This is a genomic window from Noviherbaspirillum autotrophicum, from assembly GCF_000818395.1.
Classification (GTDB): domain Bacteria; phylum Pseudomonadota; class Gammaproteobacteria; order Burkholderiales; family Burkholderiaceae_D; genus Noviherbaspirillum; species Noviherbaspirillum autotrophicum.
In genome coordinates this window covers 2036162-2058775 of the sequence record NZ_JWJG01000028.1, presented here as the reverse complement: position 1 = coordinate 2058775, position 22614 = coordinate 2036162, and the positions used below count along the sequence as shown (strand labels likewise).

Annotated in this window: 24 protein-coding genes; 6 read left to right on the top strand and 18 right to left on the bottom strand. The window is 56.6% G+C overall.

Features of this window, described 5'->3' with window-relative positions; translation table 11 throughout:
- Positions 1–43: 43 nt before the first annotated feature.
- The 8 genes from ruvC to tyrS all read right to left on the bottom strand — a co-directional run bounded on the left by ruvC (position 44) and on the right by tyrS (position 6793).
- Positions 44–586, bottom strand: a complete 543-nt coding sequence (gene ruvC, locus TSA66_RS10760; RefSeq protein ID WP_040042446.1) for a crossover junction endodeoxyribonuclease RuvC — start codon at positions 584–586, stop codon at positions 44–46.
- A 45-nt stretch (positions 587–631) separates the two neighbouring features.
- Positions 632–2209: a bifunctional phosphoribosylaminoimidazolecarboxamide formyltransferase/IMP cyclohydrolase gene (purH, locus tag TSA66_RS10755; RefSeq protein ID WP_040040008.1), complete on the bottom strand. Its 1578-nt coding sequence runs from the start codon at positions 2207–2209 to the stop codon at positions 632–634.
- An 87-nt stretch (positions 2210–2296) separates the two neighbouring features.
- Positions 2297–2530, bottom strand: coding sequence for a Fis family transcriptional regulator (locus tag TSA66_RS10750; protein ID WP_040040007.1), 234 nt, complete (start codon positions 2528–2530; stop codon positions 2297–2299).
- 27 nt (positions 2531–2557) lie between these two features.
- On the bottom strand, positions 2558–3604 hold the full coding sequence (gene dusB / locus TSA66_RS10745; RefSeq protein WP_040040006.1) for a tRNA dihydrouridine synthase DusB: 1047 nt from the start codon (positions 3602–3604) through the stop codon (positions 2558–2560).
- A 142-nt stretch (positions 3605–3746) separates the two neighbouring features.
- Entirely contained in the window at positions 3747–4400 is a 654-nt protein-coding gene (locus tag TSA66_RS10740; protein WP_040040005.1) for a histidine phosphatase family protein, read from the bottom strand.
- A 15-nt stretch (positions 4401–4415) separates the two neighbouring features.
- Positions 4416–5060 carry a YbhB/YbcL family Raf kinase inhibitor-like protein gene (locus TSA66_RS10735; RefSeq protein ID WP_040040004.1) on the bottom strand — a complete coding sequence of 215 codons (645 nt, stop codon included), beginning with the start codon at positions 5058–5060 and terminating at the stop codon, positions 4416–4418.
- Positions 5061–5117: 57 nt separating this feature from the next.
- A complete protein-coding gene (gene dtd / locus TSA66_RS10730) occupies positions 5118–5567 on the bottom strand; it encodes a D-aminoacyl-tRNA deacylase (RefSeq protein WP_040040003.1) in 450 nt (149 codons plus the stop codon).
- The gene (gene tyrS / locus TSA66_RS10725) at positions 5567–6793 is read right to left on the bottom strand and encodes a tyrosine--tRNA ligase (protein ID WP_408639477.1); all 1227 of its coding nucleotides are present in this window, start codon (positions 6791–6793) and stop codon (positions 5567–5569) included. Before tyrS ends, dtd begins: the two co-directional genes overlap by 1 nt.
- Positions 6794–7151: 358 nt before the next feature.
- Between tyrS and TSA66_RS10720 the strand changes: the two genes are divergently transcribed.
- A complete protein-coding gene (locus TSA66_RS10720; protein ID WP_040040002.1) occupies positions 7152–8525 on the top strand; it encodes a M23 family metallopeptidase in 1374 nt (457 codons plus the stop codon).
- A 140-nt stretch (positions 8526–8665) separates the two neighbouring features.
- Positions 8666–9787, top strand: coding sequence for an anhydro-N-acetylmuramic acid kinase (locus TSA66_RS10715; protein ID WP_040040001.1), 1122 nt, complete (start codon positions 8666–8668; stop codon positions 9785–9787).
- A 29-nt stretch (positions 9788–9816) separates the two neighbouring features.
- Here TSA66_RS10715 and TSA66_RS10710 read toward each other — a convergent pair whose 3' ends face one another.
- The 7 genes from TSA66_RS10710 to rplM all read right to left on the bottom strand — a co-directional run bounded on the left by TSA66_RS10710 (position 9817) and on the right by rplM (position 14077).
- Entirely contained in the window at positions 9817–10374 is a 558-nt protein-coding gene (locus TSA66_RS10710; protein WP_198358771.1) for a DUF4399 domain-containing protein, read from the bottom strand.
- 113 nt (positions 10375–10487) lie between these two features.
- Entirely contained in the window at positions 10488–10838 is a 351-nt protein-coding gene (gene erpA, locus TSA66_RS10705) for an iron-sulfur cluster insertion protein ErpA (RefSeq protein WP_040039999.1), read from the bottom strand.
- 51 nt (positions 10839–10889) lie between these two features.
- Entirely contained in the window at positions 10890–11279 is a 390-nt protein-coding gene (locus TSA66_RS10700) for a bactofilin family protein (RefSeq protein WP_040039998.1), read from the bottom strand.
- Positions 11280–11291: 12 nt separating this feature from the next.
- Positions 11292–11993 (bottom strand): DUF6776 family protein, encoded by a 702-nt coding sequence (locus tag TSA66_RS10695; RefSeq protein ID WP_040042444.1) that lies wholly within the window; start codon positions 11991–11993, stop codon positions 11292–11294.
- 78 nt (positions 11994–12071) lie between these two features.
- On the bottom strand, positions 12072–13115 hold the full coding sequence (argC, locus tag TSA66_RS10690) for an N-acetyl-gamma-glutamyl-phosphate reductase (RefSeq protein ID WP_040039997.1): 1044 nt from the start codon (positions 13113–13115) through the stop codon (positions 12072–12074).
- 131 nt (positions 13116–13246) lie between these two features.
- Positions 13247–13639, bottom strand: a complete 393-nt coding sequence (rpsI, locus tag TSA66_RS10685) for a 30S ribosomal protein S9 (RefSeq protein ID WP_040039996.1) — start codon at positions 13637–13639, stop codon at positions 13247–13249.
- A 9-nt stretch (positions 13640–13648) separates the two neighbouring features.
- On the bottom strand, positions 13649–14077 hold the full coding sequence (gene rplM / locus TSA66_RS10680) for a 50S ribosomal protein L13 (protein WP_040039995.1): 429 nt from the start codon (positions 14075–14077) through the stop codon (positions 13649–13651).
- 558 nt (positions 14078–14635) lie between these two features.
- Between rplM and TSA66_RS10675 the strand changes: the two genes are divergently transcribed.
- Complete coding sequence (locus TSA66_RS10675; protein WP_040039994.1) at positions 14636–15079, top strand: OsmC family protein; 444 nt, start codon at positions 14636–14638, stop codon at positions 15077–15079.
- A gap of 640 nt (positions 15080–15719) precedes the next feature.
- Here the strand turns inward: TSA66_RS10675 and coq7 are convergent.
- A complete protein-coding gene (gene coq7 / locus TSA66_RS10670) occupies positions 15720–16346 on the bottom strand; it encodes a 2-polyprenyl-3-methyl-6-methoxy-1,4-benzoquinone monooxygenase (protein ID WP_040039993.1) in 627 nt (208 codons plus the stop codon).
- Between the two features lie 359 nt (positions 16347–16705).
- Here coq7 and TSA66_RS10665 point away from each other — a divergent pair, with 359 nt between their 5' ends.
- The 3 genes from TSA66_RS10665 to TSA66_RS10655 all read left to right on the top strand — a co-directional run bounded on the left by TSA66_RS10665 (position 16706) and on the right by TSA66_RS10655 (position 20573).
- Positions 16706–17689 carry a porin gene (locus TSA66_RS10665; RefSeq protein ID WP_040039992.1) on the top strand — a complete coding sequence of 328 codons (984 nt, stop codon included), beginning with the start codon at positions 16706–16708 and terminating at the stop codon, positions 17687–17689.
- A 436-nt stretch (positions 17690–18125) separates the two neighbouring features.
- Positions 18126–19181, top strand: a complete 1056-nt coding sequence (locus TSA66_RS10660; RefSeq protein ID WP_040039991.1) for a porin — start codon at positions 18126–18128, stop codon at positions 19179–19181.
- Positions 19182–19508: 327 nt separating this feature from the next.
- Positions 19509–20573 (top strand): porin, encoded by a 1065-nt coding sequence (locus tag TSA66_RS10655; RefSeq protein ID WP_040039990.1) that lies wholly within the window; start codon positions 19509–19511, stop codon positions 20571–20573.
- Positions 20574–20679: 106 nt separating this feature from the next.
- Here TSA66_RS10655 and TSA66_RS10650 read toward each other — a convergent pair whose 3' ends face one another.
- Positions 20680–21477 carry a DUF3025 domain-containing protein gene (locus TSA66_RS10650; RefSeq protein ID WP_040039989.1) on the bottom strand — a complete coding sequence of 266 codons (798 nt, stop codon included), beginning with the start codon at positions 21475–21477 and terminating at the stop codon, positions 20680–20682.
- A gap of 16 nt (positions 21478–21493) precedes the next feature.
- A complete protein-coding gene (gene pyrC, locus TSA66_RS10645) occupies positions 21494–22543 on the bottom strand; it encodes a dihydroorotase (protein ID WP_040039988.1) in 1050 nt (349 codons plus the stop codon).
- Between the last annotated feature and the right edge of the window lie 71 nt (positions 22544–22614).

The following is a 22614-nucleotide window of genomic DNA, read 5'->3' as shown; positions in this document are numbered from 1 at the left end:
TTTCATCAATAGGATGGCCTGCGGTCTATTGATGAAATGCGTTCTAGCCGATCAGGCGACCGCGCCGTACGCGCACACCCTTCTTGGTCAAGGCAGGCGCCAAACCACCCAGAGCCGACAACGCTTCGCCGCTATGCGCATGGCAAATAGCCACGCCCAACGCATCGGCCGCATCGGTGCTCGGCGTGCCGGACAACATCAGCAGGCGCTGCACCATGTCCTGAATCTGCTGCTTGGCTGCACGGCCGTGGCCGGTGACGGCTTGCTTGATCTGCAACGCGGTATATTCCGCCACCGCGAGGTCGGCACTGACTAGCGCACAAATCGCTGCGCCACGCGCCTGCCCCAGCAACAGCGTCGATTGCGGATTGACATTGACGAACACCTTCTCGATCGCCGCGCAGTCGGGCGAATAGGTGCGGATGATTTCGGAAACGCCGGCCAGGATGGTTTTCAGCCGCTGCGGCAGATCGGCATCGGGTGTCTTGATGGTGCCTGACGCAATATAGCCGAGCTTGTTGCCCTGCTTGGTGATCACGCCAAATCCGGTGGTACGCAGTCCGGGGTCGATGCCGAGAATTTTCATTGAAGAAGTCATCCCCGCATTGTCGGGGATGACGATGTTGCTCAATTAATGACGGAAATGGCGCGTGCCGGTAAACAGCATCACCACGCCACGCTCGTCGGCTGCATCGATCACTTCCTGATCGCGCATCGATCCACCCGGATGAATGACGCAGGTGGCACCCGCATCGACTACCACGTCGAGACCGTCGCGGAACGGGAAGAACGCATCCGACGCCACTGCCGAACCCGCCAGTGTCAGGCCGGCATTCTGCGCCTTGATCGACGCGATGCGGGCCGAATCGACGCGGCTCATCTGGCCGGCGCCGACGCCGAGCGTCATGCCGTTGGCGCAGAACACGATCGCATTCGACTTGACGAACTTGGCAACGCGCCAGGCGAACATCATATCTTGCAGTTGCTGTGGCGTGGGTTGCTTCTTGGTCACCACTTTCAGCTCGGCCACGGCGACATTCTTCGAGTCGGGCGATTGCAGCAACAGGCCGCCGCCGACGCGCTTGAAGTCATAGGCGTTCACTGCGTTTGCCAGCGGGATTTCGAGCAGGCGCACGTTCTGCTTGGCGGCGAAAATCTGCTTCGCCTCGGCAGAGAATGACGGCGCGATCAGCACTTCGACGAACTGCTTGACGACCGCTTCGGCGGCCTTGCCGTCGAGTTCGCAGTTGAACGCGATGATGCCGCCAAAGGCCGAGGTCGGGTCGGTCTGGAATGCCTTGTTGTACGCTTCCAGTGGGTTGGCGCCGATGGCCACGCCACACGGATTGGCGTGCTTGATGATCACGCAGGCCGCGCTGCTGCCAGATGCGTCAAAGGTCTTCACGCATTCCCAGGCTGCATCGGCATCTGCGATGTTGTTGTACGACAGTTCCTTGCCCTGCAATTGCTTGTAGTTGGACAGAGATCCGGCAACCGGTACCAGATCACGGTAGAACGCGGCCGACTGGTGCGGGTTTTCCCCGTAGCGCATTTCCTGCACTTTTTCGAAATGCAGGTTCAGCGTCTGCGGATAGGCGCTGCGCGTGGCGTGCTGCTTGTCTTCGCCGAGCGCAGTCAAGTAGTTGGTGATCGCGCCGTCGTATTGCGCGGTATGGGCGAACACTTTCTTGGCCAGCGCAAACTTGGTGTCGTAGCTCACCTCGCCATTGCCTGCCTTCATTTCATCGAGCACGCGGCCATAGTCGGCCGGGTCGCACACCACGACCACGTCCTTGTGGTTCTTGGCCGACGAACGCAGCATGGTCGGGCCGCCGATGTCGATGTTCTCGATCGCGTCTTCCAGCGTGCACTGATCCTTGGCGACCGTTTGCTGGAACGGGTACAGGTTCACCACCACCATGTCGATGGTCGGAATGCCGTGCTGTTCCAGCGCAGCGACGTGCTCCGGCAGATCACGGCGCGCGAGAATGCCTCCATGCACCTTCGGATGCAGCGTCTTGACGCGGCCGTCCAGCATTTCCGGAAAGCCGGTGTAGTCGGCAACTTCGGTCACCTTGACGCCGTTGTCAGCCAGCAGTTTGGCCGTGCCGCCGGTCGACAGGATATTCACGCCCAGCGCGGACAGGGCCTTGGCAAAATCGAGCACACCCGTTTTATCGGAAACGGAGATGAGAGCTTGTTTGATCATGATGGACTGGCAAAAAGTAATGAATAACGAAAAAACGGTACCGCTGGCCGCAGCCCGGCTGCTACTGCACTGTTTTTGCGTTATAGATCACAGCAAGCCGTGCTGCTGCAATTTCTTGCGCAAGGTATTCCGGTTAATTCCCAGCATTTCTGCCGCCAGCGACTGGTTTCCGGCAGCGCGCGCCATCACCGCTTCCAGTATCGGCTTTTCAACGGTAAAGACCACCATTTCATAGACGTTCGACGGTTGTTGCTCACCCAAATCCCTGAAGTATTTCTCAAGGCTTTTCCTGACGACGTCCTGGATATTGTCTTTACTCATTGCAGTGCATTGTATTTTTTATATGAATCAAGCGGCCAGCTTTTGTTCGGTAAGGCCGACCGCAGCCCGGCTGATCGCAGCCCGGCCGTATTGTAACCGTTCGCCGAAGGCCAATTGCGATCCGAAGAAAGCGTCGACAGCGGCGAGCTGCTCTTCGCAGCTTTCCAGCCGGTTCATGCGCTGGCGGAATTCCTCGCCGCCAGACAGATCGCGCACGTACCAGCCGATGTGCTTGCGTGCCGTGCGCAAGCCCATGAACTCGCCGTAGAACGCATAGTGCGACTGCAGATGCTCGCTCATCAATGCGCGCACTTCGGCCACTGTCGGCGCCAGCAGGATTTCGCCGGTACGCAGGAAATGGTCGATTTCACGAAAAATCCATGGCCGTCCCTGCGCGGCACGACCGATCATGACGGCATCGGCCCCGGTCACTGCCAGCACCTGCTTCGCCTTTTCCGGCGAAGTGATGTCGCCATTGGCGACCACCGGGATCGATACCGCTGACTTGACCGCCGCAATCGTTTCGTATTCCGCCTCACCGCCATACCCGTCGGCGCGGGTGCGTCCGTGCAAGGTCAGCATAGCGATGCCGCTGGCTTCAGCCATGCGGGCGATGGTCAAGGCATTTTTGTTCTGCCGATTCCAGCCGGTACGAAATTTCAAGGTGACCGGCACATCGACCGCACGTACGACGGCATCGAGAATGTGGCCGACCAGGTGCTCGTCCTGCAGCAATGCCGAGCCGCACCAGCTGTTGCATACCTTCTTGACCGGGCAGCCCATGTTGATGTCGATGATCTGCGCGCCGCGCTCGACATTGAATCGCGCGCAATTCGCCAGAATCTGCGGGTCGGCACCGGCAATCTGCACCGCCTTCGGTTCCATTTCCCCATCATGATTGATGCGGCGCGCCGTCTTTTCGCTGGCCCACAGGCGCGGATCGGATGCTGCCATCTCCGACACCGCATAGCCCGCACCCAGTTGCTTGCATAACTGGCGGAAAGGCCGATCCGTCACCCCGGCCATCGGGGCGACGAAAACATTGTTACTGAGAGAATACGGGCCGATTTTCACGGAAAAGGGATGGCGCGGACAGAAACCACTATTTTATCCCCTCCGGCGCGTCCATCAAATTACATCCGAATAATTAGTTGCAGTGCGTTCAAGCCACCGGACTAGAAATTCGGTACTTCAAGCTTATAAATTCTACAAACTACTATCGGTCAATTTCATCGAGCGCCAATTCTTCAAGCTCTTTCAGATGAGAAACATCACCCCACTGCAATAATTTCAGGCCATTTCCGGTCCATTGCAATCGATTGACGCTGGCATTGAGAATGTCGAAGTCGCGCGGATGGGAGAACCCAACGCCCTGTGCGGCCCGGTATGCGCATTCCAGCACGCCGCCGTGGGTGACGAGCGCGACCTTGCGATAGCGACCCGACTCCAGGATGCGGGTCATGACATGAATAACACGCTGAGAAAATTCGCGCAGGGTTTCCGCCACATGCACACCTTGCGGAAAGCGCGCATCGATATCACGCGCCTGCCACGCTGCATAGGCTTCCGGATAACGCTGGCCGATGTCGGCATACATCATCCCTTCGAATGCGCCGTAGCAGCGTTCGCGCAACCCCGGATCGATCTGCACCTGCATGCCGCGCGGTGCGGCAAGCGCCTGCGCGGTGTGTAAGGCACGCTGCAAATCGCTGGAAAATACAGCATCCAACGGCTCAGCGCGCAGCGCGTGTCCGAGTGCCGCTGCCTGTTGCTCGCCTTTCGCGTTGAGCGGAACATCGAGGTGGCCTTGCAGCCGTTTCACGGCATTCCACGCAGTTTCGCCGTGGCGGATCAATAAGACTTCTGTCACTCGGACTCCTTGGTGTTAGCGACCGGCCTTGGCCAGCGCGGGATTCAGGGTATAGGTGCCGACGATATGCGCTTCGCCGAGCACATGGCCGCGGATGGCATCGAGCACCTGCTGCCCGGTGAACTTGCCGTCGACTGGCACGCGCGCGATATCCAGTGCAAACAGCGTGAATACGTAGTGGTGCACGATCGAGTCGTTCCACGGCGGGCACGGGCCGTCATAACCGAAATAGTTGCCAGCCATGTTGGCGTCGCCGGCAAACCAGCCAGTGTAGTCATTGATGCCGTGCCGTCCAGGCAAGCCGCCGCCAATGTCGGGACCGCTCTTGCCGTGCGGCGTCACCGCGTGGCTGTACTGGCCGGCCGCGATCGACTTCATATCGGCCGGCAGATCGATCAGCGTCCAGTGGAAAAAATCCACGCGCGGCAGTTCGGCCGGCACGCTCTTGCCTTCCTGGTTCACGTCGTCGCCGCGCGAGGGCACGTCGCGGTCATGGCAGATGAGTGCCAGCGACTTGGTGCCGGCAGGCAGATCGCTCCAGGCGAGATGCGGGTTTTTGTTGGACGACATCGCGACATGCGACGCCGGGTCGATCACGCAAAATGCGTATTCTCCCGGAATGGCTGCGCCATCCTGGAACGACTCGCTCCAAACTTTCATCGTGGCCTCCTTGACTGGTTATGGATGTGATGCGACGCGCCGAGCATACCGCGGCGCTCAGTTTCCGGCCTTGATCTGCAGCCAGAACGTCACCGGCCCATCGTTGGTCAACGATACCTGCATGTTGGCCCCAAACTGGCCGGTGGCGACCGCACCATGCCTTTCGCGGGCCTGTGCGACAAAGTGGTCGAACAGGCGTCGGCCATCCTCCGGCGCCGCCGCCGGCGTAAAGGAAGGTCGTGTGCCGGAGCGGGTATCGGCCGCCAGCGTGAACTGCGGCACCAGGAGCAGCGCGCCGCCGACGTCGGCCACGCTGCGGTTCATCTTGCCCGCATCATCAGAAAACACGCGATAGGAAAGCAGCTTGGCCAGGAGCGCATCCGCTTCTTTTTCCGTGTCGTTGCGCTCGGCGCACAGCAGCACCATCAATCCGTCGTCGATGGCGCCGACAGTGGCGCCATCGACGACCACGCTGGCGCGCGTCACGCGTTGGAGCAGCGCGATCATTAGGCCAGCGTGACGCGAGCGAACTTGCGCTTGCCGACCTGCAGCACGAACGTGCCTGCCTCGACCTTCAGTGCCTTGTCGCTGACCGTCGCTCCGTCGATGCGCACGCCGCCCTGCTCCACCATGCGCAGCGCTTCCGAAGTCGATGCGCACAGGTTCGCCTGCTTGAGCAACTGGCCGATGCCCAGCGGCGCGCCCGACAGGCTGACTTCCGGAATATCGTCCGGAATGCCGCCCTTGGCGCGATTATTGAAATCGGCCAGCGCGTCTTGCGCCGCCTGGTGCGAATGGAAGCGCTCGACGATTTCCTGCGCCAGCAAGACCTTGATGTCTCGCGGATTGCGCCCATCCTCGACTTCGCGCTTGAACTGCCCGATTTCGCTGATCGAGCGGAACGACAGCAAGTCGTAGTAGCGCCACATCATGCTGTCGGAAATGCTCATCAGCTTGGCAAACATCGTGTTGGCCGGCTCGGTGATGCCGACGTAATTGCCCTTGGACTTCGACATCTTTTCCACGCCGTCCAAGCCTTCCAGCAGCGGCATGGTCAAGATGCACTGCGGCTCCTGGCCGTAATCCTTCTGCAGCTCGCGCCCTACCAGCAAGTTGAATTTCTGGTCGGTGCCACCGAGCTCGAGGTCGGATTGCAGCGCCACCGAGTCATACCCCTGCATCAGCGGATACAGCAGTTCGTGCACCGAAATGGGCGTGCCCGCCTTCAGGCGCTTGGTGAAATCCTCGCGCTCGAGGATGCGCGCCACCGTGTATTTCGCCGACAGCTGAATCATGCCGCGCGCGCCAAGCGGATCGCACCATTCGGAGTTGTAGCGGATTTCCGTGCGGCTTGGATCAAGCACTAGGCTGGCCTGCGCAAAATACGTCTTGGCGTTTTGCTCGATCTGTTCGCGCGTCAATGGCGGACGAGTGATGTTGCGCCCGGACGGGTCGCCGATCATCGACGTGAAGTCGCCAATCAGAAAGATGACGGTATGGCCCAGATTTTGCAACTGGCGCATTTTGTTGAGCACGACCGTATGCCCCAAGTGCAGGTCGGGTGCAGTCGGGTCCAGTCCAAGCTTGATGCGCAGCGGCTTGCCGGTTTTTTCCGAGCGCGCCAGTTTTTGTACGAAATCGGCTTCGATCAAGAGTTCATCGATGCCGCGTTTGGTGATTGCCAACGCTTCCTGCACCGCATCCGATACGGGTAATGCGGTTCCGGGCTGCACTGTATTCTTGTTTTGGGAGACGTCCATGAGCTGAGAAAAATTAAGATGCGCCAGTAAAAAATCCATACCATGTCTTTGGTATAATCGCTGCTTATTTTCAACCTTGCAATGCAACAACAAAAGCAGCAATAGCAGGTGAAAATCGGAGCTTGTGGGTGGTATTCACGCATCCGGGTTCGAACAAGAAGTGCCGCCAAAGATTCCTTGGCAAGCACCATCGCCCGGATTGCACCGCCAGATGCAGTGCATGCACAAGCTCTACGGCGCTGCCGGAAAACGCTGTACGCGGCCTGAAAGCGGTCCGCGATGCGTTTTTTGACAGCGATGCCCGTCAAAACAGCAGATTCTAACTTATTGCATGCTCCCTACAGACAAATTACTGAGCCTGGGCTCGAGCATCAAAGTACTTTTCGGTTCGTCGCGCAAGACGCGCATCATTTCTTCGTCGGCCCTGTTTTTGGCCGCGTGCGCGTTCGGCGCGGCAGGCGTGGCGCCTATGGCGCCGGACCCGGCCGACCTGCCGGTCAAGGCGATCAAGCAGGAGCTGGCCATCCCCGACTTGTCCGAGCAAATCGCCAAGCTACAGGCCGATGAACAGTCCTTTGTGCGTGAAGAAAGAGTCCGTTCCGGCGACACCCTGGCCGCCCTCTTGTCCCGCCTGGGCGTCAACGATGATGCCGCCGCCACCTTCATCAAGTCCGACCGTATCGCGCGCAGCGTGCTGCAACTGAAGGCCGGCCGCCGGGTCCAGACGCAGACCGCCCCCGACGGCACGCTGCTGCGCCTGTCAACCGCGCTAATCGATGGCAGCGGCAATCCAGTCAGGAATCTCGTGATTGCGCGCAATGGCGATCATTTCACGGCCACCGAAATGCCGGCCGCCCTGGAGCGCCGCATCGAAATGAATTCCGGCGAGATCAAGTCGTCGCTGTACGCCGCCACCGATGCCGCCCAGATTCCGGATGCCATCGCGAACCAGATCGTCGACATGTTCGCTACGAATATCGATTTTGCATCCGATTTGCGGCGCGGCGACCGTTTCAATGTGGTCTATGAAACCTTCTGGCAAAACGGCGAATACGTGCGCGCCGGACGCGTGCTGGCCGGTGAATTCGTCAATGCCGGCAATACCTATCAAGCCGTCTGGTTCGACGAACCCAACAGTCGGCAGGGCGGCGGCTATTACTCGTTCGACGGCAAGTCGCTGAAGAAAGCGTTCCTTAAGTCCCCGCTCGAGTTTTCCCGCATTTCCTCCGGCTTTTCGATGCGGTTGCATCCGATTTCCGGGCGCTGGAAGGCGCACCAGGGCGTCGATTTCGCCGCTGCAGTCGGCACGCCGATCCGGGCGTCGGGCGACGGCACCATTGACTTCGTCGGCACCCAGAACGGTTACGGCAACGTGGTCGTGATCAAGCACTGGAACAATTATTCGACTGCCTATGCGCATATGAGCCGCTTTGCGAGCGGCCTGAAGAAAGGTTCGAAGGTCAATCAGGGCGAGGTGATCGGCTATGTCGGCATGACTGGATGGACCACCGGGCCGCACCTGCACTACGAGTTCCGCGTGAATAACCAGCCGCGCGACCCGATGACGGTCGAGGTGCCGAACGCCCAGCCGTTGGCAGGCACAGAGTTGCAACGCTTCCGTACCGTTGCAAATGACATGCGTCATCGCTTTGCGCTACTCAACCCACAGGAAAACGGCATCAAGCTCAAGCTGGCCTCCAAGTAGCCACTGCGAGCCCCAAACCGTTCAGGGGCTTGTACAATCAATGGCTATCGACTCCGGACGACTCTAGGGCGCATTTCGATGCGCCCTAGTTCTTTGTGCAAGAGATTCTTCTGGAAACTTTCCGCTCCTGAACGGTTCTTATGTCCCAGCTTTTCATTGGTTTAATGTCAGGCACCAGCCTGGACGGTGTAGACGGCGTACTGGCAGAGTTTCCGGCAGACGGGCACGACACGCCGGTGAGCACCGTCGCCACTGCTTACATTCCCTTTCCTGCGGCACTGCGCGAAGACTTGATGGCATTGCAGGCGCCGGCCGACAATGAAATTCATCGCGAAGCCGTAGCGGCCAATCTGATCGCGCGCCACTATGCTGCATGCGTCGCGCAACTGACCTCGCAAAGCGGCATCGCTCCGGCCGCTATTTGCGCCATTGGCGCACACGGCCAAACCATCCGCCATCGGCCGGAAGCAGGCTATACACGCCAGATCAATAATCCCTCCCTGCTGGCCGAGCTATCCAGCATCGATGTCATTGCCGATTTCCGTAGCCGCGATATCGCTGCCGGCGGACAAGGTGCGCCCCTGGTTCCGGCCTTTCACCAAGCCATATTCGGAACAACGGCCGAAACCCGAGTCGTCGCCAACATCGGCGGGATCAGCAATATCAGCGTGCTCGATCATGAACAACAGGTGATCGGCTTCGACACCGGTCCGGGCAACGTATTGATGGATGCCTGGGTTGCCCGGCATCTGGGGACGACATTCGATGCTGATGGTGCATGGGCGGCTGGCGGACGGGTCATCCCGTCATTGCTACAAGCGTTGCTCGATGAAGCTTTCCTGAAACTGGTACCGCCAAAGAGCACCGGCCGCGATCTGTTTCATTCGGCATGGCTGGAGCACAAGTTGAGCGGATTTGCCGATGCGGGCCCACAGGACGTGCAAGCGACGCTGACGGAATTCACGGCAGTGACACTGGCAAACGCCATTGCCGATCACGCCAAGACAGCCAAAGCAGTATACGTGTGTGGCGGTGGCGCTTATAACGCGCACCTCATGCATCGGCTGCAACTGGCGCTGACGAATTGCGGACATGCAGCACAGGTCGCATCGACGGATGCATTAGGCGTGTCGCCCAATCATGTGGAGGCACTGGCGTTTGCCTGGCTCGCATATCGTCATATCGAGCGCAAGGCGGGCAACTTGCCCAGCGTTACCGGGGCAAAAGGGTTGCGGATTCTCGGGGCGCTTTACCCGGCATAGGCGACCTCGACACCCCGAACCGCAGGAAACTACGGTTTCGCAAATCCGTTTTTCGACAGGACTTCGATCGTTACTTCCTTGCTCGACACGTAGTAAGGCTGGTGATAGGCATTGGCAAACACCAGACGCAAGGTGTGTTTTCCCACCGGGAGATCAAGCGTCGCCTCGGTTTCGCCCTTACCGAAATGCCGGTATTTTTCAGTAAAAGGAATCGGCTTGACCAACATGTCGTTGGTCAGTTTTTGATCGATCAGCAAATGATGGTGACCGGTATTCTCGACATTCACACCCGCCGGCGCGATCCCCATCCCAACCAAGCCAAAGGCGATGCGAAAAGGCGACGTTACCTTGTCCCCATCGCGCAAGTTCACGAAATAGACTGCTTTCGCCTCATTGACAAGAGGCCGGGTGCGTTCGGCGGCACCGTTGGCGGAACAGACATCCATTTCCACTGCTGCCTTACTGACATCTTTTCCAGTTGCATAACTGGCGGTCAAGGCAGGCGGCCCAGCGAAAAAAATGGAAGCAAATAAGGCAAACAGTGCAAGACGACGGGGCATGACATCATCCTTCCGGGAAAATTTCAACCGGAAGAAGATTGTACGGATATTGCCTTAAGGTAAATTGATCTGAGGCAAAAAGTTGCGAGAAACAAAAAAACGCAGGGCACGCCTGCGCTTTTTCGACCATTACGCGATTTTTAAGCGGAGAACGACGATCCGCAGCCGCAAGTGGTCGAGGCATTCGGATTCTTGATCACGAATTGTGCGCCTTCCAGATCGTCCTTGTAATCGATTTCGGCGCCGACCAGATACTGGTAGCTCATCGAATCGATCAACAGCTGAACGCCATTCTTGGTCATCGTGGTGTCGTCTTCGTTGACGATTTCATCAAAGGTAAAACCATACTGGAAGCCCGAGCAGCCTCCGCCTTGCACGAACACGCGCAATTTGAGATCGGGATTGCCTTCTTCTTCGATCAGCTGCGCCACTTTATCTGCGGCGCTGTCGGTAAAGATGATCGGTTCAGGCATTTCGGTGACGGCATTCATTGAGGACTCCTGCGAAGCAAACATACATTCATTATATACGTTTGGTGGCGATTACGTATTGGACAGCGCCAGTTTGAGCACGGGTTCGCCCACTTGGTCATGCGTCAGCTTGCCAGCAACCAGCGCGCCGCCGTGCATTTCCAGCGCTTTGTAATACACATCTCCAGTTATGCGGGCTCTCGGCTGTAATTCAAGCAGTTCGGATGAATAGACCGGCCCGACGATCTCGCCGTTCACCACAAGGTGAGCGACCCGCACTTCTCCTTCCACCTTCGCATGCTCCGAAATCACCAGCATGCTCGCCTCATTGGCATCGGCAATGACATTGCCCTTGACCGTGCCATCGATGCGCAATCCACCCTTGAAGTTTACGTTCCCTTCAATATTGGTCGAAATGCCAATGAGACTGTCAATCGTGCCTTTGGTTTTGCGGCCCAGCATAATGGCCCTCCTTCACAAATTCGCTGATTGTTGCGCCCGTATTTGACCTTTTTCGAGCACGCGTGCCTGGACCAGTTTGGTCACAGCGCCTTCCGGCAGGGTGAGCACCCCTTCTACACGCTGGTAATGCTTGAAGCTGAGCTTGTACTTGCCTTGCTCGTTTGGATTCCCATCTGGGAAAGTCATCATAGCACTTTTACCGTCTTTCAGAACTGTCACCACAAGTTGCAGATTGCCAATAAAATCATGATCTCCCCTGCCTCCTTGCATGACTAGCAAGCGGTACCGCAACTGGTTCGGCGCAATCTGGTCGACCTTCAAGCGCCGGATTGAAACCCCCAGCGGCCCGGTCGCATTCGGCAACAGGCTTTCAAAGAACGCCAGATCTTCCTTGAGCCGGGTGTTTTCGGATTCTAGCGTCCGTACTTGAGCGGCGAGCTGCTTTTGGGCTGAGCGCTCGATATTGAGCTGGCTTTCCGCCGAATTGACAGTGGTCGAAAACTGGTCGCGTTCGGCAGTCAGCCGCTCGACCTGCTCCTTGTAGCGGGCAATCTGCTCCCTGGAATTTTCTGGGTGCACGCGCGGCAAGCTCAATCCCGCATCGTAACCCCACATTGCCAGCGCCCCCGCCATGCCGATCACCACCACAAGCAACAATCGCATCGGCCAAGGCAATTGTGACTTGATCGCCATCCGCGGCGAGGAAACCGACATGCGTCGGCGCCACAGCCGGAACTTCATGGAATTGAACAGGGATGGGGAATGCGACATAAGCAGGCCGTAATTAATGCCTTAGGGCAATACTGGAATGTGCATCAATCCAGTCGTTTCATCAAGACCGAATATGATATTCATGCATTGCACGCCCTGTCCTGCAGCACCTTTGACCAGATTGTCCTCGACCACCAGAATCACCAGCAAGTCGCCGCCGCCCGGACGATGAAGCGCAATGCGCAACTTGTTGGAGGCGCGCACCGAACGCGTTTCAGGATGACTTCCGGCAGGCATGACGTCGACGAATTTTTCGCCTTCAAAGTAATTTTCATACAATGCCTGGAAATCGGTGTTTCGCGCTTCGGGCAGAAGGGTCGCATACAACGTGGAATGAATGCCGCGAATCATCGGCACCAGGTGCGGCACGAAGGTCAGTCCGACCTTGCGCCCGGCGATTGCCTGCAACCCTTGGACCGTTTCCGGCAAATGGCGATGCCCCTTCACGCCGTAAGCCTTGAAGTTGTCGGCAGCTTCAGCCAGCAGCGTATGCACTTCCGCCTTGCGCCCCGCACCCGACACGCCCGATTTGCAATCAGCAATCAGCGTCGACTCATTGACTAGCGGCTTGCCTTGCGCGAGCAGCGGCGCAAAGCCGAGCTGCATCGAGGTTGGGTAGCATCCCGGCAAGCCAATGATGCGCGCCTGCCTGATCGCCTCGCGATTGATCTCAGGCAGACCGTATACGGCCTCGCCGAGGATATCGGGACAGGAATGCGGCATGCCATACCATTTCTCGAATTCCGCAGTGTCTTTCAAGCGGAAATCGGCTGCCAGATCGATCACCTTCACTCCGGCGGCGAGCAACTCGCGCGCCTGCGCCATCGCCACACCATGCGGGGTCGCAAAAAATACGACATCGCATTCGTTCAGTTTCGCCTTTTCCGGCGTCGAAAATGCCAGCGACACGTGGCCGCGCAATGAAGGGAACATGTCGGCAACCGGCATGCCATCTTCCTTGCGCGACGTGATCGCGGTAAGTTGCACTTGGGGATGAGCGGCTAACAGGCGCAGCAACTCCACGCCCGTATATCCCGTGCCGCCGACGATACCGACTTTGATCATATTTTTCCCTTGCTAAAGACCCTACATCACACTTGCAAATTTTAACAGGCTGCCCCGATACCTCTGGGCCGAAAAGCAAAAAGCCGCCAGGCGCAAACCCGGCGGCTTTTCGATGTTCTGAAAACGCGAGATTAGCGCTTGGAGAACTGTTTCGCGCGGCGTGCTTTGCGCAGACCGACTTTCTTACGTTCGACTTCACGTGCGTCACGGGTGACGAAGCCGGCTTTCGACAGCTCCGACTTCAGCGCAGCATCGTAGTCGATCAGTGCACGGGTAATACCGTGGCGCACTGCACCGGCTTGGCCGGATTCGCCGCCGCCATGCACGTTCACCATGATGTCGAAACGCTCGACATTGCCGGTCAGTTCCAGCGGCTGACGGATCACCATCAGGCCGGTTTCACGCGAAAAGTATTCTGCGGCCGGCTTGCCATTGACAACGATGTTGCCGCTGCCTGCCTTGATGAATACGCGAGCCACTGCACTCTTGCGGCGGCCGGTTCCGTAATTGTAGTTACCGATCATGTCCGCTCCTTAGATTTCGAGTGCTTTGGGTTGCTGGGCAGTGTGCGGATGGGTGCCATCGGCATACACTTTCAGCTTCTTGATCATCGCATAGCCAAGCGGGCCCTTGGGCAGCATGCCCTTGACCGCCTTCTCCAGCGCACGCCCCGGAAAACGCTGTTGCATTTTCTGGAAATTGGTTTCGTAGATACCGCCCGGATAGGTCGAGTGACGGTAGTAAATCTTGTTCAGTTCCTTGTTGCCGGTCACGCGCAGCTTGCCTGCGTTGATGACGACAATAAAGTCGCCGGTGTCGACGTGCGGGGTGAACTCGGGCTTGTGCTTGCCGCGCAGTCGGCGTGCCACTTCGCTGGCAACACGTCCGAGGACTTTGTCCGTCGCGTCAATCACGAACCACTCACGCTGAACCTCATGGGTTTTCGCGGAAAAGGTCTTCATGATGATGTCCTAAATAAATGAAACGCTCAAATTGGCTGGCGGTTCCGCCCCTTACATCAGCGGACTCGACCTTGTTATCTTTTCCTGAGCGAACGGAAAGCTTGAAAGTATAGCCTTTTCAAAGACTTGGCGTCAAATCCTTGGCACGCCCAAAGACATGGGTGCCACGCCTGCGAATACGGCATTAATAAAAAAAACCCGAAGCGAGCAAGCTTCGGGTTTAAATCCACACCAAAGGAGGAGGGTGGAGGAGACAATCGGGCGGCTGCTATCGCTACGCAAGCATTAACAACCAACATTTAAATTATAGGCGAATTTATTGTGCAATGCAAGAAAACACCCTCTCCCACACCCATCCCAGCCCTCGATTTTCATAAAAACATCATTAAATTCAAATGCTTAAAGTCATTCCATATTGTGGTTTTTTATCCATATTGTGATATGCCAGGTGCCTTCCAGTACTTTGCCCCCCGTTTGAGACAGCATTTCACCCGGCAAATCGATAAATTTCAAACCAGTTAAAATATTCATCTTCTGAACGAATCGAGAAATAAATCAATGGAATGCACTGTACGGTGGACCGGATTGTCCGGTATGACATTTTTGGCTGAAACGGGCTCGGGACACGTCGTCGCCATGGATGGCGCCCCCGAAGGCGGCGGGCGCGATCTTGCACCGCGCCCGATGGAGCTCGTCCTAGCCGGCACCGGTGGCTGCACCGCATATGATGTAGTGTTGATTCTGCGTAAAAGTCAGCAGGATATTCGGGGCTGCGACGTTACCCTCAAGTCCGAACGCGCTGAGAAGGACCCTAAAGTATTTACGAAGGTGCACTTCCACTTTACTGTGCGCGGCAGGAATCTGAAGCCCAGCTTGGTAGAACGCGCCATCAAGCTGTCGCACGAAAAATACTGCTCCGCCTCGATCATGATGGAAAAGACAGCCGAGCTAACACACTCGTTTGAAATTGTGGACGATTTGACAGAGGCAACTTCTGCCTGAGTACCCACCAGCTCCCTTCCAAAATTTCAGCGCAGCGCGGTAATTATCGGCTACGTTACGTACAGCACCTCGAGTGCGCTCGATAACATGCATTACATATCAGGAGCTCAGCAACATTAAAGTTGGCTTACTGTATGGCTTCAGTGAAGCCGCAGGAAGCAATGCCGATGCTTCGGCATTGCTTCTGCCCCCTAAATAAAACAAGATAGAGCGAGCAGGAACAGAAAGCCCGCCACACTTGGCGGTTTTTTTATTGCGACACCGCGCTCAGCGAGATCCAGAAAAGATTAATTCCATCAATATTCCTCCCTATTTTTGAGGCATCTCAATATCCAATGCGTCATAAGTGGCAAGGCGTTTTATATCAAAATCAGAGACCTATATTGAGTGGTACAAGAGCTCTGACAAAGAGCCCCTTTTCACAACAAAACGAAAGAGGCCTGCAATGAAACTCCTTTCCATCCTGATCGGCACAATGTTACTAGCGAGCTGCTCCCATATGGGTTCCAGCGGAGCAAGCGGCACAAGCGGGGCGAGCAACTCCGACGCAGACAAGCCCTATTCACAACGGCCATTCAATCCTGACGACCCCTATCACGGCGGATAACTCGATTACCCTAAAGTACGATGGCAATTAGCATCAGAGATAGTACGCCGTCGTCGTCATGACCTTTGCCATCGCCTGCATCGCCTTTTGCACGATCGCTGGCGTTTCTGCTGCGCCCATCGCCTGCGCCTTTGCGCCATGATCGATTTCATCAATGCGCATCTGCTCGACGATGGCGCGCGACTTCCCATCCTGAAGCGGCAAACGCTCTAGGTGACTCGCCAAATGCGCCTCGACTTGGCGCTCCGTTTCCACGACAAAACCTAGACTGCGCGCATCGCCCATCTTGGCAGCGACGACTCCCAGTGCATAAGCGCCTGCGTACCATAGAGGATTGAGCAAGCTTGGATGCGAGCCCAGTTCCCGCAGGCGCTCCGCGGTCCATGCCAGATGATCTTCCTCCTCCCGTCCCGCTTGCCTGAATTGCTGTTTCAGCACCTCATTCCTCGTAAAGTGCCCCTGGGAGTCATACAGCGCCTGTGCACACACCTCACCAACATGATTCACGCGCATCAAGCCTGCACTATGGCGCTTGTCCGCATCTGTCAGAACGTGCTCAGGCTCCTGGGCGGCTGGGTTGTCACGCGACGCTGCTGCGACACCTGCAATCACCCGTAACGTTTTATCAAACTCGCCGATTAATGTATCGAAACGCATCATTTATATAAGTTTCCTGTTTCTACCATCTAAAAGTAGCTCGGCCAGAATGTGAAGCATTCAAGGATTAGCGCCACAAAAAAAGAGGCAAGATTAACCATCCAGAAACATTGCTTTTTTTGAATTTAATTAATTGTCTTAAATCAGCTTCCGTTGATCATCTGTTGCTCAATAACCACACATTCACCGACAAACATGCATAAAAGCAAAATTCTCTTTGCTCAACTCGCTCGCTTTTGATGAAATCACTATTAGCTTCTTTACTAACTGGTTTGGAAGTGAAGGCAAGGAGAGCTACCACTAGCGGCCTTGCTGAGGGCAAGTAAAAAAAATTTTAGCACGCCAACCTTGGAGATTAATTAATGAAAAAATCGCTTCTCGCACTGGCAGTTCTGGGCGCATTCGCAGGCGCAGCACAAGCACAATCGGCTGTAACCATTTACGGTTCGTTTGATGCAGGCGTTCGTCATACCAATCCGGCCGCTGGCGGCAACTGGACCATGGGCTCGAACGGTAATTTCAACAATAACCGTCTCGGTTTCAAAGGTGTTGAAGACCTTGGCGGCGGTTTGAATGCCCACTTCAACGTGGAAACCGGCTTCAATTCTGGCACTGGCCAGTTGGATACCGCAGCGACGACCAACAAGTTGTTCAACCGTTCCGCCTTTGTCGGCCTCGGCGGCGCCTGGGGCTCCCTGGACCTCGGCCGTCAGTATTCCGTGAACTTCAAGACGATCGGTTCCTATGATCCGTTCGCTTACAAATACACCGCTATCGTTCCTCTGGCAACGCAAGGCGGTTTGACCCGTCTGGATAACGATGTCCAGTACACCTATACCACGGGTCCGATCACTGCACGTGCAGAGTATGCATTCGGCGAAAACGCAGGCGCATTCAGCCAAGGCGCGACTCGTGCAATTGGCGCAACCTATGCTCAAGGCCCGCTCACCGTTGGTGGCGCCTATACCCGCCAAAATGCCAACACCGCTGCTGGCACCCCGATTAAGAACTTTACCTTCGGCGGCGCTTACAGCATTGACCCGCTGCGCGTGTCCGCTGGCTACGCAAAGAACACGGTTGATGGTGGCGCTGACACCAAAGACATGTGGGTGGGCGCTAGCTATAACGCAACTGCCGAAGCTGCTGTGACCGCTGGTTACTTCGACAAGAAGATTACCGTCGGTGCGGCTGACACCAAGGCGAAGCTGTTCATCGTGGGTGGCACCTATGCGCTGTCCAAGCGCACCAACTTTTACGCTGACGTCGACTACACCCGTGTTACCCCGTCGGCAGGCGCACAAACCAGCCTGACTGGCTTCTCCGCTGGTATCAACCACCTGTTCTAATCAGGAAATGCGATTGCCTTCTATTGCAGGCAATCGCAAAATCATATGACAGGACAATTTTGAATAACATCAAGATTACCTTTCATAAAAATTCGAATGGCCTCACAGAAATGTGGGGCCATTTTTCTTTGTATATGTCGTTGATTCTACCTTTTGCGGCGTTCATACGATTCGCTCCTAGCCATGAACTTTTCCCGCATAAATCATTGAAAATTTGATATCGGCTTGGCGACTATATGTTGCAACAGAGCCACAAATATCACATTGTGAGCAGAAATCTCAAAAACAAGTTTGCTCTCATCACGATTCTTTGATGAAATGATTACTAGTTTCTTAGTGATTTTTTTAAGAAACTTTTCTTCGGCAAGAGGTCTGCGTTAATCGGCCTGCCGGGAAAACAATAAAACGCAGTTCAAACATACCTTTGGGGATTTATATGAAAAAATCGCTTCTCGCGCTCGCAGTACTGGGTGCCTTTGCAGGCGCAGCTTCCGCACAAACCAACGTAACCATTTACGGCGTGGTTGATGCAGGTATTGCGTTTGACAACGGCTCTAAAGACGCTGGCAAAATCTGGGCGCTGCAAAGCGGCCAGCAGTCCGGCAGCCGCCTGGGCTTCAAAGGCACCGAAGATCTCGGTGGCGGCCTGTCCGCAGTTTTCACCTTGGAAAACGGCTTTAGCGTCGATGATGGCGTACAAGGCCAAGGCGCATTGTTTGGCCGTCAAGCTTGGGTTGGTCTGCAAGGCCAATTCGGCAGCGTAAAACTGGGTCGTCAATACACTTCGATCTACAATGCCTTGAATGTAATCGATCCGTTTGGCATTAATCTCGCTGGCAATGCACAGAAGATTTTTGGTAATGGCCAATATGCTACGGATCGCCTGCAACGTGTCAACAACACGATCAGCTATACGTCCAATAACTACAGTGGCTTCACTGGCGGCGTAAACTATGGCTTTGGTGAAGTGGCTGGCTCCAATACCACTGGCCGCGATGTTGGCGTAGCACTGTCCTATGTCAATGGCCCGATCAATGTGCAATATGCATACAACAAGTCGACTGCCAATCCTACCGCCACCGGTACCAATGCTGGCACCGTTACGGATCTGACCGCAAACTTTATTGGCGCCACTTATGACTTTGGCGTTGCCAAGGCACACGTTGCATTCGCGGATAATAAGTCCGATACAGTCGGCACTTCGACCAAGGACCGTAACTGGCTGCTCGGCGTTTCCGCTCCGGTTGGCGCCGCTGGCACGGTGATGGCTTCTTGGATTCGCGATGACGTGAAAGACGTCGCCGGGGCGAAGACCAACCTGTATGCAATCGGTTACAGCCATGCACTCTCCAAGCGCACCAACCTGTACACGTCGTTCGGTTACACCAAGAACGACACTGCCGCTTCTCTGTCTGAGTACGGCAGCACTGGTACACAAACTGCCGGCGAGAGCGACCGTCTATTCAATGTCGGCGTTCGCCACACGTTCTAATCGCGCGTAGGCTTTTGCCTACAGTGATGAAAGCTGTTTGAAAGAGGCGCCTTCGGGTGCCTCTTTTTTATGACTATCCAATTTGCCCCTGTTGTCTCTCCATGTCTCATCAATTAGGATGCGGGCAAGCAGTACATAGGCGTTGTAACAAGACAACAAATAAGACTCTTATTGTTCAAAAAAGCAATTTTCCTTTGCTCTCCTCCCCTTTCTTTGATGAAATATCAGGCGCTTCAGTAGCCAACCTACTGAAGCAGCAGAAAGGACGACCTCTGCCCTGACTGCAAGACATAACAACTTTAACCTGACACCTTTGGGGATTTTGCAATGAAAAAATCGCTTCTCGCACTCGCAGTGCTGGGCGCCTTCGCTGGCGCAGCAAATGCACAAACCAATGTAACCGTTTACGGCGTGATCGATGCTGGTATCTCTCGTGAAACCGGTGGTGCCAATGGTTCCGTGTGGAATCTGGCGTCCGGCGTTCAGTCCGGTAATCGCTTGGGCTTTAAGGGTACCGAAGACCTCGGTGGTGGTTTGAAGGCAAACTTCCAATTGGAAAACGGCTTTAACGTCGACACCGGTACTCAACGTCAAGGCGCCCTGTTCGGCCGCCAAGCATTTGTTGGCCTGTCCGGCAACTTCGGTGCGGTCAACCTCGGCCGTCAATACGACCCGCTGTTCATTGCTCTGGATTCGATCGACCCGTTCGGCACCGGCCTGACTGGCGCATCGACCAACCTGATGGCTGCTGGCTCCAAGATTTGGGATGCGGCCGGTGTGGTGGGTAACGGCGAAGTTCCGCGCGTAAACAATGCAATCACCTACTCCTCGCCGAACGTGAGTGGCTTCACTGCTAACGCTCTGTACGGCCTTGGCGAAACCGCTGGCAACAACTCCGCGAACCGCACCTACGCTCTGTCCGGTACCTACGCGAACGGCCCGGTAGCTGCAGTTCTGGCATATAGCAGCACCAACGCACCGGCCACCATCGCGGCTGATAAGTTCAAGGTTCTGCTGGTTGGCGGCACCTATGACCTCGGCGTTGCAAAGGCTCACCTCGCCTACGAAACTGAAAAGAGTGATTCTGGCGCGGATTTCCGTGATTGGCTCCTTGGCGTTTCCGCGCCGGTCGCCGGCGGCACCGTGATGGCTTCATTCATCAAGCAGACCGATAAGGCTGCGGGTGGCAACGCTGGCGCCAAGCAATATGCACTGGGTTACACCTACCCGCTGTCCAAGCGCACCAACGTGTACACCTCGTACGGCCACATCACTAACGACGCAGGTGCAAACAACGTGGTTAGCGACGCTTCCAGCGGCGGCGCAAACAGCGCACCGAATTTTGGTCAATCGTCCAGCGGCTTTGCTGTCGGCGTTCGCCACACGTTCTAATCATTCGCAGGCGTAAGCCTGCAATGATTTGAGCTGCTGTATTGAAAAGGCACCTTCGGGTGCCTTTTCTTTTGCACCTCGGAGTCAAAGTAAGCAGTTGCCCAAACTATACGGTGATGGTTTTCCCTTCTCGTTTCGGCCGGAATACTGAGACATCAGCATAGAACGCCTGGTCTTGTCCTTCCCACCAGCCTGGAAGCCCTAATACTGGAAGCGGTGTGAACCCGGCAGTGACGCAGCCGCCAGCAAGCTGATCCGTGACAATACCGTCGATCCAGACACGCTTGTCGCGCTGCGGCATACCGAAATACTCATCACCTGCCAGGACAGGCCACGCATGCGCCGTAATCGCCTTGTACGGCGACACCAGCTTTTCCATCAATGCATGCCCGAACAGCCAGACGTCACAGCGCTGGCCGAACTCGTGCCGGCGCTCGATAAATACTTCGCGCCAGTCGTGCGCCCGCAAGGCTTCGATCATCGAGGCATCCCGCACCACCAACAGCGCGGCATTTTCATCGAAAATCGTGGCGGCATCGCGTACCTTGCCGCGTGCCGCAGGTATGGCATTGGACTTGGCGATTTCCGCTGCCTGCAACGCATTCAGCTGTACTTTGATTTGAGGAAAAGTCAGCCACACCAGCGCATTGAAGAAATCATGCAGATTCTCGCGGGTCGGTACGCCACCGGTGGCGCTGATGAAGGCTTCGTAGGCCATGCCGCGTGGCAGGCTGGCCTGCGGCACGAAATGAATGGGCAGGCCGCGGTGATTTTTCAAGCCGATCTGTTCGGCCTGTGCGTTGATCGTCGCGCGCCAGTCCGGACTGTGGACGATCGATTCAGCTGTTGCCCGAAAGGGAGCGAGCCACGGGCGCTGCCAGTCGATCGGGTCGAAAAAGCGCATGCCGGCGGCTACTGCTTCAGGCGAGCTTCCAACCGATCGACTCACCGCCATTCAAGGGCACGACACTGGCCTCGCCCAGCGGCACTTCGGCCGGCAAGGTCCAGGTTTCGCGCTGCAGCGTGATCGTGCCGGCATTACGCGGCAAACCATAGAAGTCCGGTCCGTGGAAGCTGGCAAACGCTTCCAGCTTGTCGAGCGCGCCGGCCTGGTCGAAGGCTTGCGCGTACAGTTCCATGGCGTGCAGCGCCGTGTAGCAGCCGGCACAGCCGCAGGCGTGCTCTTTCAAGCCCTTCGGGTGCGGCGCGGAGTCGGTGCCGAGGAAGAATTTCGGGCTGCCGGACGTGGCCGCCTGCACCAGCGCCTGGCGGTGCTCTTCGCGCTTTAACACTGGAAGGCAGTAATAGTGCGGGCGGATGCCGCCCTTGAAGATTTCGTTGCGGTTGTACAGCAGGTGGTGCGCGGTGATGGTGGCGGCCACATGGCCGTCCGCTGCGCTGACGTACTGAGCTGCATCCTTGGTCGTGATGTGCTCGAACACGACTTTCAGTGCCGGCATGTCGCGCCGCAGCGGCTGCATCACGCGCTCGATGAACACGGCTTCGCGGTCGAAGATATCGACGACGGGATCGGTGACTTCGCCGTGCACCAGGAATGGCATGCCGATTTCCTGCATCGCTTCCAGTGTCTTATAGCACTTCGACAAGGCGGTAACGCCGGCGTCGGAATTGGTGGTGGCGCCGGCTGGGTAGAGTTTCACTGCATGAATGAAGCCGCTGTCCTTGGCGCGCCGGATTTCGTCGGGTGGCGTGTTATCGGTCAGATACAGCGTCATCAGCGGCTCGAAATCCATGCCGGGTGGCAGCGCAGCCAGGATGCGCTCGCGGTAGGCGGCGGCTTGCGCCGTCGTGGTGACCGGCGGTTTCAGGTTCGGCATGACGATGGCACGCGCAAATTGGCGTGCGCTGTGCGGCAACACGCTAGCAAGCGCCGCGCCATCGCGCAGATGCAGGTGCCAGTCGTCGGGGCGGGTGATTGTCAGGGAATTTGCGGAGGATGATGTGGACATAGCGGCGGTTCCTTCAGAGTGCCGCTATTTTACCCGCTTAATTCCGCGCTGAAGGGTGCCTCTCCCGCTTG

Excerpts from the sequence above, each read along its gene's own strand:
- ruvC (WP_040042446.1), bottom strand. The coding sequence starts at position 586 with ATGAAAATTCTCGGCATCGACCCCGGACTGCGTACCACCGGATTTGGC.
- purH (WP_040040008.1), bottom strand. The coding sequence starts at position 2,209 with ATGATCAAACAAGCTCTCATCTCCGTTTCCGATAAAACGGGTGTGCTC.
- TSA66_RS10750 (WP_040040007.1), bottom strand. The coding sequence starts at position 2,530 with ATGAGTAAAGACAATATCCAGGACGTCGTCAGGAAAAGCCTTGAGAAA.
- TSA66_RS10735 (WP_040040004.1), bottom strand. The coding sequence starts at position 5,060 with ATGAAAGTTTGGAGCGAGTCGTTCCAGGATGGCGCAGCCATTCCGGGA.
- dtd (WP_040040003.1), bottom strand. The coding sequence starts at position 5,567 with ATGATCGCGCTGCTCCAACGCGTGACGCGCGCCAGCGTGGTCGTCGAT.
- TSA66_RS10720 (WP_040040002.1), top strand. The coding sequence starts at position 7,152 with ATGCTCCCTACAGACAAATTACTGAGCCTGGGCTCGAGCATCAAAGTA.
- TSA66_RS10715 (WP_040040001.1), top strand. The coding sequence starts at position 8,666 with ATGTCCCAGCTTTTCATTGGTTTAATGTCAGGCACCAGCCTGGACGGT.
- erpA (WP_040039999.1), bottom strand. The coding sequence starts at position 10,838 with ATGAATGCCGTCACCGAAATGCCTGAACCGATCATCTTTACCGACAGC.
- TSA66_RS10700 (WP_040039998.1), bottom strand. The coding sequence starts at position 11,279 with ATGCTGGGCCGCAAAACCAAAGGCACGATTGACAGTCTCATTGGCATT.
- TSA66_RS10695 (WP_040042444.1), bottom strand. The coding sequence starts at position 11,993 with ATGTCGGTTTCCTCGCCGCGGATGGCGATCAAGTCACAATTGCCTTGG.
- argC (WP_040039997.1), bottom strand. The coding sequence starts at position 13,115 with ATGATCAAAGTCGGTATCGTCGGCGGCACGGGATATACGGGCGTGGAG.
- rpsI (WP_040039996.1), bottom strand. The coding sequence starts at position 13,639 with ATGATCGGTAACTACAATTACGGAACCGGCCGCCGCAAGAGTGCAGTG.
- rplM (WP_040039995.1), bottom strand. The coding sequence starts at position 14,077 with ATGAAGACCTTTTCCGCGAAAACCCATGAGGTTCAGCGTGAGTGGTTC.
- TSA66_RS10675 (WP_040039994.1), top strand. The coding sequence starts at position 14,636 with ATGGAATGCACTGTACGGTGGACCGGATTGTCCGGTATGACATTTTTG.
- coq7 (WP_040039993.1), bottom strand. The coding sequence starts at position 16,346 with ATGATGCGTTTCGATACATTAATCGGCGAGTTTGATAAAACGTTACGG.
- TSA66_RS10665 (WP_040039992.1), top strand. The coding sequence starts at position 16,706 with ATGAAAAAATCGCTTCTCGCACTGGCAGTTCTGGGCGCATTCGCAGGC.
- TSA66_RS10660 (WP_040039991.1), top strand. The coding sequence starts at position 18,126 with ATGAAAAAATCGCTTCTCGCGCTCGCAGTACTGGGTGCCTTTGCAGGC.
- TSA66_RS10655 (WP_040039990.1), top strand. The coding sequence starts at position 19,509 with ATGAAAAAATCGCTTCTCGCACTCGCAGTGCTGGGCGCCTTCGCTGGC.
- TSA66_RS10650 (WP_040039989.1), bottom strand. The coding sequence starts at position 21,477 with ATGCGCTTTTTCGACCCGATCGACTGGCAGCGCCCGTGGCTCGCTCCC.
- pyrC (WP_040039988.1), bottom strand. The coding sequence starts at position 22,543 with ATGTCCACATCATCCTCCGCAAATTCCCTGACAATCACCCGCCCCGAC.